Here is an 11,237-nt window from a genome sequence, read left to right as displayed (position 1 = left end):
GCCACAAGCTTGAGGGTCTAGAGGGATATTTGAATGTCCCACTGTCGCCCTTTTGGGTGGGCCCGAATCCCCGTCGCTTTAGCCCTGGGGAGGTTCAAAACCGCCAATCTTACAAAAAAAGCTCGCAGCCCCCAGACTAAAGTCTGGGGATGCAAGGGTATAGCAGCAAAATTGACAGAAATTCTAGTTAAAAACCACAATTGTGTACAGAAGGGCACACATCACCAACAATGGGTGGTGTCACAATTGCGGCTAATCCTACAATGCCATCCGTTTTTCAGCAGTTCCGCAGCACGCATTCCTGTTCGTGTCGGCGATCTCTGGAATAGGGCAAACCTAATTCAACCGGGCGCACAATGCCAAAATCAGTTAATAAACCATTAAAACACCATTCGCAATCTCTAAAAAGATTCCAGCAATCACACCGTTGCTTTACCGTATCACTAGCAGTTGAGCAGCAATGCCAACTGAACCTCCCTTGCCCTAGGCCCGGACTTCTGTAAACTGGGAAATAGTTTCACACATACTTGAGTCAGGTGCGACCTGTCTCACTCAAAAGATGAACTTGCCCGCTGTCCTAGCTTAGACTAACCCTTACACTTAAGCTTCTGTAAAGGTCTATGAATCCTCCTGCATCTTCCACAAATTACTCTTCTCTGGACAACGTGATAGATGTCACTCCTATCAGCAGTGAAAATAATCAACCCTACTCTACCCCTACGCCTTCTCCCTCTCCCGAACCCGTGGTTGCTCCTGCCCCTACCAGCAGCAGTGCAATTATCCCGCGCCAAGGAGTCACAAACATTCTTGCTCACCTAAATAAGGAAAGTTCCGTAGCAGCAGTTAAGGAAGTAGAAGAAAAACTTAAGGTTGTCAATCAAACCCTGGGAATGCTCGATAACATCCTGGAGAGCGAGGGATTTGACGCTATCCTCAACGATATGTTGCAGTCGATTACCCTCAAAACAGGGGAATTGCTCAATGCCGATCGCACTACGATATTTTTATTAGACGACGACAAAAATGAACTCTGGGCAAAAGTTGCCAAAGACGAAAATGGCAAAAGCATAGAAATCAGAGTTCCCGCCCACGTGGGCATCGCCGGAGAAGTAGCCACCGAGAAAAAAGTGGTTAACATCCCTTACGATTTTTACAACGATTCGCGATCGGCTAACGCCAAAAAAGTTGAAGAAAAAACGGGCTACCGCACTTATACAATGCTGGCAATGCCCCTGCTAAAGGAAGAAACAAACGAGTTAGTAGCAGTCGTTCAACTGATTAATAAACTAAAACCCGATCACCAAAATCACGCTAGTTTAGATCGACAAATCGACAGGGCTGGATTCACGGAAGAAGACGAACGAGTTTTCAATGAATTTGCTCCCTCAATTCGCCTAATTCTAGAATCCTCCAAATCTTTCTACGCAGCAACTCAGAGACAGCGGGCCGCCACGGCGCTGATGAATGCCGTAAACGCTCTTTCTAAGAGCAGTCTCGACTTAGAAGATACCCTCAAAAGGGTCATGGATCAGGCCAAAGAACTCATGAATGCCGATCGCAGCACCCTCTGGCTGATCGACGAAGATAAAGATGAACTGTGGACGAAACTTCCCAACAAAGAAGGCACACTTACAGAAATTCGCATACCCAGAACAGCCGGTTTTGCAGGAATCGTCGCCCAATCCAGCGAACACCTGCTGATTTCCTTTGACGTGTACGACGACCCCCGCGCCAAAACTTCGCGAGATACCGACCAAAAAACAGGCTACCGCACTTGCAGTATGCTGTGTATGCCAGTGTTTAACTCCGACAACAAATTGATTGGAGTTACGCAGTTAGTCAACAAAAAACGACAAGGAGAATTCCCGCCCTACAACCCGGCAGATTGGCCTCAGGCCCCCGAACAGTGGAAAGCGAGTTTCAATAAAAACGACCTGGACTTTATGCAGTCGTTTAACATCCAAGCAGGAGTGGCCCTGCAAAATGCCAAACTGTTTGCAGAAGTCAAACAGCAAGAACAAAGACAAAAAGATATGCTGCACGCCCTGACTAACGGCGTGATTTCTACAGATAAAAAAGGCAATATAGTTGCGACAAATCCCAGCGCCCAAAAATTACTCGGTGTCAGCGAGGCAGAATTAGCAGAAGGCCAATCTTTGCGCGAGTTAATTAAGTTAGAAAAAGGCGATTTTGCCAAGTGGTTCGATGCGTCTTTGTCTCCAGAAGACGATAACGATCGCCAGCAGTATTACCCCGATCAAGTTTTGCTCTCCTGTGAAGGAAAATCGCAGAGTATCAATCTCTCGATCAACTCAATGACCGATGCTACCGATCCCAACAAAGTCAACGGCGCGTTAGTCGTCATGGAAGATATTAGCAGCGCCAAGCAAGTCAAAAACTTGATGTACCGTTACATGACCCCAGAAGTAGCCGAAGCACTGTTAGCTTCAGGGGATACAGGATTGGGCGGCAAGCGCAAGGAAGTTTCGGTGCTGTTCTCAGATATTCGCAGCTATACCACACTTACGGAAAAATTGCAAGCTGAAGAAGTGGTGGTGATGCTCAACAAGTATTTTGAAGTGATGGTAGATGTCGTATTCGAGTACGGAGGCACTCTCGACAAATACATCGGCGACGCTCTGATGGCAGTTTTCGGCTCTCCGGCGCCCCTAGAAGATCATGCTTGGTGCGCGATGCAAACGGCAGTGAAAATGCGAGCAGAACTCGATAAATTCAATCTCGATCGTATAGCTAATGGTGAGTTGCCCATCAGTATTGGTATGGGCATACATTCCGATCAAGTTGTCAGTGGCAACATTGGCTCAAGTAAACGCATGGAATTGACTTCTATAGGAGATGGCGTCAACCTCGCCTCTCGCTTAGAAGGCGCCAGCAAGCAGTACGGAACTGACTTAATTATTAGTGACAATACCTACAAGCATTATCACGAGAGAGTCTACGTGCGGGAACTCGACTTCATTACCGTCAAAGGCAAAAGCGAACCAGTTATCATTTACGAACTCGTCGGCATCAAAGAAGGATACTCGCCCATTGGCAAGTCACTAACCGAAAAACAGCAACAAGTTGTAGAACATTATAATAAGGGTCGCGAACATTACAAGACGCCAGTCACTCACAGACTATCTGACAGTGAGGTGAAAAATATCTTAGATGATGTCGCCCAAATGCCGGAGACAGAAATCAAAAAACTTTCCTACAGTGTCGAGGAACAGTTGGAATACGAACTAAAGAAGTTGTTATATCAACTCAAAAAGCTGTCAGAGTACGATCCCAAAAATCTGTCTGAAGCAGATAAACTAATCGTGCTGTTGCAGCCAGAAATCCAACTGTTGAAATTGGAAGGTCTCAAAAACCTCTCGGAAGATGAAGCCAAAATGTTGCTGCAAGCCAAAATCAAGCAGCTATCAGCAGACGATATTCAATCGTTGCAAGAGGGCGAGGTTAAAAAACTGTTGGAAGCAGACATCTTAGAACCATCAAATCCTAAAATTAAAAGGCTGAAACCCGCACAGATCAGGCAGCTATTGCAGGCTAAAATTAAAATTAAAGCCTCCGAGACAGTGATAGAAATGTTAGAGGAGGAATTTGAAAATCTGGGACTCGATCGCGTGAAAAAACTCCTCAGCGAGTTTAAGAAAGTCTTAGAACCAAAAGCCAAGCAAGCTTTTAGAGACGCAGAACGCGAATTTAACCTTGTTCTGGACATTGAACCCAAAAACAAGGCAGCTAAACTGCACGTCGATCGCTGCGGGTTATATAAGCTCAGCCCTCCCGACGTACTAAACTGGGACGGCGTATGGAATCTCAAAGAAAAATAGCAGCGGTACCCGGTGCGGAGGGGGCGATCGCGATCGGGAGTGCACCTCCCCTCCAATCAATTAACCTTAATATCCTGTTGGGGCAATTTTAAATCAGCTCCAGCAGGTATGATTGTTAGATAACCGGACTTGGGATCGCTTGCCTCGCCACCGCCAGATACCCGCATTGTGCGGTGTTTGGCGACAACAAACACAGCACTTCTACCTTCAGAAGAGCTTCCAAAAAAAATTAGGACTTGCGCCAGCATTACCCAGTTTTTAAGAAAAATCTGGGGCAAAGGCGACCTAACATCCACTCAAAAACCGGGTTTTTTACCCCGCGCCCGTAAGTCTTAATAACTTTGGCGCCTCCTAAAAGCAGCTTGCTTTCAGCAGAAAGCTAACGTTCTAGTCTTAGATATAGAAAACTACTAGCATCAGTTATGGATAATTGGAATTCGCAATCGGGAGATATTGAGTCGGTAGATCAGGTTTACCAACTATTGCTAGAGATTGCCCGCAGCTCGCTGTCAGATATCCCCAGAATCCCCGAAAACATCACTCAAAAGTCTCTTCCCCTGCTCCAAAAATTACAAAGCATTCAGCAAAGACCACAGGGACAAGGGTTTAAATCTGATTGGTTTTCGGTAAACGATCTCGAATGGGTGGCTCAAGTCCGCCAACTGCTCGAAGAACTGACCCGCCAGTCTTTGTCGGAACGGCCCAAAATGCCAGAAAACATGGCGGGCAGAGCTTTGAGTCTCGCAGATAAGGCACAAAGCATCAAAGAAACCATAGAAAATGCAGCCTCCAGCCCAAAAGATGAAGATGATAACTCGTTTCAGTCTCCAGAGACGCTGCTGAATTTATTGCACCAGAGTTTAAAAACTCAGCGGGCCAAAAGCTACCAACCAGACGCTCCCGAATGGCACCAACTCATGACCATGCTAGATGTAGTGCAGTCAATTTACAAGCAAATTCAACGTTAAATTTAAGCTTGAATCAGGGGCATTTTTATGGTGTTTAAAGGCGCTGGTTCTTTGGCAAAAAAAAGTTTTTTGCCGTAGCAATGTCGGACAAGGCATCGTGCGGCGTTCGTACTCCAAAACAATCACTCTGAGCTCGCTAGGAGGAAACGGCATTGCCGTTTCCCTAGCCCGATCGATCCTAGGGAAACTGGACGTGCCGTTTCCTGAGTGTGGGTAATATTAATTGCGATACCACCAGGTTCGATCTAAATCGCTTAAACAAGTGCAGACAATTGCAGCTTGGCCAGCTAAGCTGGGTTCAATCGCTTCAGTGGCAGGTGAACATGAGCGGACAAAACATCGGGGATTTGTTAGGAGAAATATTAGAAAATCGGTATAAGTGCTCACGGCGACTAGGCAAGCAAGCCGGACGGCAAACATTACTCGCCCGCGACTTAAAAACCCAACAGCAAGTAGTAGTCAAACTCCTGTCATTCAGCAGCGATTTCAACTGGGAAGACTTGAAACTGTTCCAGCGAGAAGTCGAAACTTTAAAATCCCTATCCCATCCTGCAATTCCCCGATATCTCGACTCCTTTGAAATCGACACACCCAGCCGCAAAGGATTCGCCCTAGTTCAGACTTATATCGAAGCCAAATCCCTCCAAGAGTATCTCTCAGACGGCCGCACCTTCAGCGAAAATGAGGTCAAACAATTAGCCACAGCATTACTAGACATCCTCGGATACCTGCACCAGCGACAGCCGCCGGTGATTCACCGCGACATTAAACCCAGCAATATTTTGCTCAAAAATCGATCGGGCAATAGCGTCGGTGAAGTCTACCTAGTCGATTTTGGTGCTGTTCAAACCCTAGCCACGCAACAGGGAAAAACCGTCACCGTTGTCGGAACTTATGGTTATATGCCGCCCGAACAATTTGGCGGGAGAGCAGTTCCAGCTTCCGATTTGTACGGCTTGGGAGCAACATTAATCGCCTTAATTACCAAGCAGCATCCAGCCGATTTGCCACAGCAAGATTTGCGGATTGAATTCGAGCAATTCACGGAATTAAGTCCCGGTTTTAGCAATTGGCTGAAGTGGATGACGCATCCCAGTTTAGAACGCCGTCCCGCCTCAGTTCAGATTGCCAAAGAAGTTCTGGAAAAACCGCAGCAAATAGATAAATATTCCCGGCCAGTGAGACAGGGGAAAATTGTGAGTACCGACGAATTGTTCTGGAATGCGATCGAGGTCGGAATTTCGACAGGAACTAAAGCTATAGGAGCTTGTGCAGTAATAATTTTAAGCATCATTGCGATGGGGTTTTGGGAGCAAATTTTTATCGGAGGATTCTGGAGCGTTCTTTTCGCCTTGCCTCTGGCGTTAGCGAATGGAATAATCGCAGCAATTGTGACGTGCTTTTGGTTTTCCCCCCTAACTAATCCCAAACTTCACCGACAGGTTTTAAATGCAATTAGTATCGTGACATTTACCTCGGCGACCAGTATTTTCTTGTGGCCGATGATGGAGGATTGGAAGGATGAAGGGACGTGGAATATTATTAATGATGGAGAGCTTTCCATGTCTGAAATTAGCTTTATACTTGCAATATCGCTAATTGTAGGACTGTCAATGGGGACAGCTAGCAAGTCTATTGCCCGGTGGTATCAAAAAGCAAGCGGACTATAATCTAAAATTTACAGGAATTAGGCACTCTGACTTCTAGAAACCGGGTTTTTACGAAAATACGCGTTGTAACCGCCAGACTCGCTAAAAAAACCGATTTCTGAACCCCGACGCTCGCTTCAAATTAAAATAAAGGTCAACACGGTTAACTTAAGAGATGACAAGAGGGAAAACTCATGAAAAATAGATACTGTGATTGCTTCGTTCCTCGCAATGACCATCTTAAGTGAACCGTATTGAAATAAAGGTAATAAAACATGACTGGTAAAATATTAGCAGAAAGCTATGAAGTGCAGCGAATACTGGGAAAACAAACCGGTCGCCAAACGCTGCTGGCTCGCGATTTACAAACTCAAGAATTAGTTGTCATCAAACAGCTCTTCCTCGGTAGCGATTTTGAATGGCAAGACCTCAAGCTATTTGAAAGGGAAGCGGAAACTTTAAAAGCACTTTCTCACCCAGGAATTCCTCGGCACCTCGACTACCTGGAAATTGACGAACCAGACAGTAAAAGCTTTGCCTTGGTACAGACTTATGTAGAGGGAAGAACTTTAGAAGAACATTTGCGCTGCGGGCGTACTTTTAGCGAAAGTGAGGTGAAAGAATTAGCTAAATTGCTATTAGCAATTTTGATGTATTTGCACGAGCAAAATCCGCCTGTTATTCACCGCGATATTAAACCAAGCAATATCTTACTACACAGCAGATCCGGCCATAGTGTCGGACAAGTTTATTTAGTTGATTTCGGTTCGGTGCAGAACCAAGCTGCAAAGTTTGGCGGCACAATTACAGTAGTCGGAACTTATGGATATATGGCACCGGAACAATTTGGCGGGCGATCGGTTCCGGCTTCTGACTTGTACGGTTTAGGTGCAACTTTAATTTATTTGGTAACGGGTTTGCATCCCATGGAACTATCGCAGCAGGATTTGAAAATTCAATTTGCCGATCGCGCGAAGCACCTCAATCCTAATTTGATTCATTGGCTGGAGTGGATGACCGAACCGAGCTTGGAAAAACGGTTATCTTCGGCTGATAAAGCATTCCGATCGCTCGACGAAAATCCCTGTGCTATCAACAAAATCAAAAAAAATCCTCTTGTAGTGCAACCGCCAGAAAGCGATATTAAACTCACAAAAAATTCGGAGTTTATAGAAATTATAATTCCACCTAAGGAAGTCGATTTTAGTTTGATTGCCTGGTTCTCGGCTGCGGTTGCTGCAAATATCCTTTTAAGGATAGGTGGTTCCAATTACCTATCGGTAATCAATAATTTATTAAGGAATTCGTTGATTATGCTATCAGGAAGTTTACTAGCTGCTGTAGTAGTAACACTTCTCTCTGCATTATTTCGGGAATTGCGTGTTAGAATAGATCGGCATCAAATCTCCTATACCAGCAATCTTCTAGGGCTGAAATGGAATTATCCACGATCGATGTCCAGACAGGAGATTTGTCAATTGGAAATTAGGCAATACAATTCCAACATTTATCAGATGCTTATTCAAGCTGGCAAGCAAAAATATCAACTAGGAGAAAACCAGGGACTAAGTGAATCAGAAATCACATGGTTAGCAACAGAACTAAGCCAGTGGTTGGGATTGAAAATTAAAAAAACTTTGACAGAGGGGAAAAATAATATCTGGTTCTGAAAATATCTCGATCGCCCAAACAAACCATTCCCCTCTCAAACTGTGGGATGGGCGTCCCGCCCGTCCAATCTATTGTTCGTGGGATGTCCCGCCCGTCCGCTGTATCTTCTCGCACTCCCCCGCTTTGTATCCAGCTTTATGCAGCATCGATCCCGATCGCCCGTAAAATGCTATGAAAGGGATTTGGCAAGTAGCACTCATCCCCGATCATCTGTTAAGTTGGAGATATTATTGTGGACTTATCGCTAATTCCGGCACAGCCGAAACCAGGACTGCTTAACGTCCTGATCGAAATTACCGCCGGTAGCAAAAACAAATACGAGTTTGATAAAGAGATGCAAGCCTTTGCACTCGATCGCGTGCTCTATGCCTCAGTGCAATACCCTTGCGACTATGGCTTCATACCCAACACCTTAGCCGATGACGGTGACCCCCTCGACGGCATGGTGATGATGGACGAGCCCACATTTCCAGGGTGCATCATCGCGGCCCGTCCGATCGGAATGCTGGAAATGATCGACGGAGGCGACAGAGATGAAAAACTGCTGTGCGTTCCCGACAAAGACCCCCGTTACGCTCACTATAAGTCCCTCAAAGACGTAGCCCCACACCGCTTGGACGAAATAGCCGAATTTTTTAGAACCTACAAAAATTTGGAGAAAAAAGTGACCGAAATTCTGGGTTGGCAAGATGTCGATCTAGTAATGCCGTTAGTCGAAAAGTGCATCGCAGCCGATCGCAAATAGGTTCCAAGCGCCTGCATCCTCGACTGCAACCCGAGTAACAATTCAGGAAGCCGAACTTAATGCAACCGATCCGCGTCTAGGACGTGCAGTCGAGGAGGGGGTGGCTAGAATGTAAAATCATTGGTGAATCCCCAGTCACCGGAACGGAATTCCTCAAACCGCCACCCCCGGCACAATCTTGAAAAAAATCCTAGTCATAGAGTAAGATTAAGCGCAAATTCTCAGCAAGCGGGCGAATGCGTTCTACTTTTGAGGAAAATTTACCCGAACACTGACATCAACGCTATCTTAATCTCAGGACAGTTCCGCACGCCGGGCAGCCCACAGGGTGCAAAAATGGTCTCTAAAGCGTGATATCTGTTACAGCAACCGATCGCGCACGGGTTGAGGCTTCTAACAACCCAAGTGTTCGGTAAGTCTGATTTCCGGGTTTGGTACTCGGATAGTTTTCTATAAAGCGTTTTATAGTACGGATTGCTAAAAACTAAACACTAAAAACTAAACACTAAGATCTCAACTCCCAAGTTCCTGCGCCCAAACCTAAAAAAGATGCCAGATTCCGCACCCTCTCAAACCACTCCAGAGCCTTCCGATCAGAAAGCCAGTATGGAAAATAGTCCTTTGACCGAGTTTGTCGTTCAGTTTTGGGGCGTGCGGGGCAGCATCGCCACCCCCGGCAGCAAAACAATTCGCTACGGAGGTAATACCTCTTGCGTAGAAATGCGCTTGGGGAAAAAACGCCTGATTTTTGATGGTGGCACCGGTCTGCGAGTTCTGGGCCTCAACCTGCTGCGACAAATGCCGGTCGAAGCCCATATGTTTTTCAGCCACACTCACTGGGATCACATTCAAGGATTTCCATTCTTTACTCCTGCCTTTATCCCGGGGAACTGCTTTCACATTTACGGAGCGATCGCCCCCAACGGCACTACAATCAAACAGCGTCTTGCCGATCAAATGCACCACCCCAATTTTCCAGTCCCCATCCAGGTGATGCAGTCAGACCTCAAATTTAACGATTTGACCCCAGGGGATATTCTCGAACTCGACGATGTGAAAGTCGAAACGGCATTGCTCAATCACCCGAATACCGCGATCGGGTATCGAGTCACCTGGGAGGGACACACGGCCGTCTACTGCACCGATACAGAGCATTTTCCCGATCGGCTGGACGAAAATGTAGTACACCTAGCTCGCGACGCAGACGTGCTGATTTACGACGCCAACTACACCAACGAAGAGTATTACGACTTCAAAAACCCAAAAGTCGGCTGGGGACACTCAACTTGGCAAGCCGGAGTAGAAATAGCGAAAGCTGCGGGAGTCAAAAAGATCGTGATGTTTCACCACGATCCCGGTCACGACGACAATTTTCTCGATCGCGTCGAAGCAGACGTGCAGGCAGCATTCGCCAATAGCTGCTTGGCCCGCGAAGGCATGAGCATACCAGTAATCTAGAAAACCCATCCATGCGGGCTGGGAAAAAACTCCTCCAGACCGCAGAAATTAGCAGCCAGAACGCAGAAACAGAATGAATCACGAAACTCCCCCCAAGTATCGCTCTCGTGGCTTGCGGGGGCTTTACTCAACATTGCTGGTGTTGATAATTGTCTGCTGTACAGGAGGCGGATGGGTGGCAGCCCAGACTGCGAACTCCAACACTCCAGCGCGACTTGCTCAAGTGTCTGCTATTGAAGATAATGGCACTGTCGATCGCATCCCCGAACGCTACCAACTCGGACAGCAACTCTACCTAGAAAACTGCGCCACCTGTCACATCGGCTTACCCCCGCAAGTATTGCCAACAGAAACCTGGCGCCGCTTGTTGCAAGATTCCCAACACTACGGACAAACCTTGAAACTCCTAGTAGACCCGCCCCGGCTGCTAGTGTGGAACTACCTGCAAACTTTTTCCCGTCCCGAAGCCAAAGACGAAGAACTAGCTTACCGAGTCGCCACCTCTCGCTACTTCAAAGCTTTGCACCCCAGAGTCAAGCTGGCGCAACCAGCAAATATCAGCAGTTGCGTTACTTGTCACCCAGGTGTGTCTAAATACAATTTCCGCCAGCTTACCCCTGAGTGGGAAAATTCCCCGTAAGGAATCTTAAGTTCTTGATTGAGGAAAATCAGAATTCAAGTCTGAGCGATCGAACTACTGAAAAAGCAGGACTGAAGTCCTTACTACAAACCTTATAAAATCTGTTCGTAGTGAGGACTTTTGTTCTCGGAAAAAGCAGGACTGAAGTCCTCACTACAAACCTTGTAAAATCTGTGAGGACTTTAGTCCTCGGGGTGCATCTGGCGCAAGGAAGAGGGCGAAGCATGACCGCATATAAGTTATTAGTTATCATCTCCTATTGTCTGC

General features: G+C 46.5%; 9 protein-coding genes. 7 read left to right on the top strand and 2 right to left on the bottom strand.

From position 1 onward, the window contains the following. Window positions 1–620: 620 nt before the first annotated feature. Window positions 621–3,839, top strand: coding sequence for an adenylate/guanylate cyclase domain-containing protein (locus JGK36_RS31390; RefSeq protein ID WP_293186848.1), 3,219 nt, complete (start codon window positions 621–623; stop codon window positions 3,837–3,839). Between the two features lie 56 nt (window positions 3,840–3,895). On the opposite strand, the gene JGK36_RS31385 is transcribed toward JGK36_RS31390, so the two are convergent. Next, complete coding sequence (locus JGK36_RS31385) at window positions 3,896–4,087, bottom strand: hypothetical protein (RefSeq protein ID WP_293186847.1); 192 nt, start codon at window positions 4,085–4,087, stop codon at window positions 3,896–3,898. Window positions 4,088–4,261: 174 nt separating this feature from the next. On the opposite strand from JGK36_RS31385, the gene JGK36_RS31380 reads away from it, so the two are divergent. The 3 genes from JGK36_RS31380 to JGK36_RS31370 all read left to right on the top strand — a co-directional run bounded on the left by JGK36_RS31380 (window position 4,262) and on the right by JGK36_RS31370 (window position 8,126). Then, window positions 4,262–4,807, top strand: coding sequence for an inorganic pyrophosphatase (locus tag JGK36_RS31380; protein WP_293186846.1), 546 nt, complete (start codon window positions 4,262–4,264; stop codon window positions 4,805–4,807). A gap of 323 nt (window positions 4,808–5,130) precedes the next feature. Beyond that, entirely contained in the window at window positions 5,131–6,477 is a 1,347-nt protein-coding gene (locus JGK36_RS31375; protein WP_293199077.1) for a serine/threonine-protein kinase, read from the top strand. A 254-nt stretch (window positions 6,478–6,731) separates the two neighbouring features. Further along, on the top strand, window positions 6,732–8,126 hold the full coding sequence (locus tag JGK36_RS31370) for a serine/threonine-protein kinase (protein ID WP_293199075.1): 1,395 nt from the start codon (window positions 6,732–6,734) through the stop codon (window positions 8,124–8,126). Between the two features lie 69 nt (window positions 8,127–8,195). Here the strand turns inward: JGK36_RS31370 and JGK36_RS31365 are convergent, their stop codons facing one another. After that, on the bottom strand, window positions 8,196–8,327 hold the full coding sequence (locus JGK36_RS31365) for a hypothetical protein (RefSeq protein ID WP_293186843.1): 132 nt from the start codon (window positions 8,325–8,327) through the stop codon (window positions 8,196–8,198). Window positions 8,328–8,359: 32 nt separating this feature from the next. Here JGK36_RS31365 and JGK36_RS31360 point away from each other — a divergent pair, with 32 nt between their 5' ends. The 3 genes from JGK36_RS31360 to JGK36_RS31350 all read left to right on the top strand — a co-directional run bounded on the left by JGK36_RS31360 (window position 8,360) and on the right by JGK36_RS31350 (window position 10,970). Further along, window positions 8,360–8,872: an inorganic diphosphatase gene (locus JGK36_RS31360; RefSeq protein WP_293152463.1), complete on the top strand. Its 513-nt coding sequence runs from the start codon at window positions 8,360–8,362 to the stop codon at window positions 8,870–8,872. A 549-nt stretch (window positions 8,873–9,421) separates the two neighbouring features. Next, window positions 9,422–10,330 (top strand): MBL fold metallo-hydrolase, encoded by a 909-nt coding sequence (locus tag JGK36_RS31355; protein ID WP_293152460.1) that lies wholly within the window; start codon window positions 9,422–9,424, stop codon window positions 10,328–10,330. A 73-nt stretch (window positions 10,331–10,403) separates the two neighbouring features. Then, window positions 10,404–10,970: a diheme cytochrome C gene (locus JGK36_RS31350; RefSeq protein WP_293186842.1), complete on the top strand. Its 567-nt coding sequence runs from the start codon at window positions 10,404–10,406 to the stop codon at window positions 10,968–10,970. Window positions 10,971–11,237: the final 267 nt, after the last annotated feature.

The organism is Microcoleus sp. PH2017_35_SFW_U_B (genome assembly GCF_020737865.1).
GTDB lineage: Bacteria > Cyanobacteriota > Cyanobacteriia > Cyanobacteriales > Microcoleaceae > Microcoleus.
Note: the sequence above shows the minus strand (reverse complement) of the source record. Positions and strands in the feature narration are given on the sequence as shown.

Excerpts from the sequence above, each read along its gene's own strand:
- JGK36_RS31390 (WP_293186848.1), top strand. The coding sequence starts at position 621 with ATGAATCCTCCTGCATCTTCCACAAATTACTCTTCTCTGGACAACGTG.
- JGK36_RS31385 (WP_293186847.1), bottom strand. The coding sequence starts at position 4,087 with ATGCTGGCGCAAGTCCTAATTTTTTTTGGAAGCTCTTCTGAAGGTAGA.
- JGK36_RS31380 (WP_293186846.1), top strand. The coding sequence starts at position 4,262 with ATGGATAATTGGAATTCGCAATCGGGAGATATTGAGTCGGTAGATCAG.
- JGK36_RS31375 (WP_293199077.1), top strand. The coding sequence starts at position 5,131 with ATGAGCGGACAAAACATCGGGGATTTGTTAGGAGAAATATTAGAAAAT.
- JGK36_RS31370 (WP_293199075.1), top strand. The coding sequence starts at position 6,732 with ATGACTGGTAAAATATTAGCAGAAAGCTATGAAGTGCAGCGAATACTG.
- JGK36_RS31365 (WP_293186843.1), bottom strand. The coding sequence starts at position 8,327 with ATGAGTGCTACTTGCCAAATCCCTTTCATAGCATTTTACGGGCGATCG.
- JGK36_RS31355 (WP_293152460.1), top strand. The coding sequence starts at position 9,422 with ATGCCAGATTCCGCACCCTCTCAAACCACTCCAGAGCCTTCCGATCAG.
- JGK36_RS31350 (WP_293186842.1), top strand. The coding sequence starts at position 10,404 with ATGAATCACGAAACTCCCCCCAAGTATCGCTCTCGTGGCTTGCGGGGG.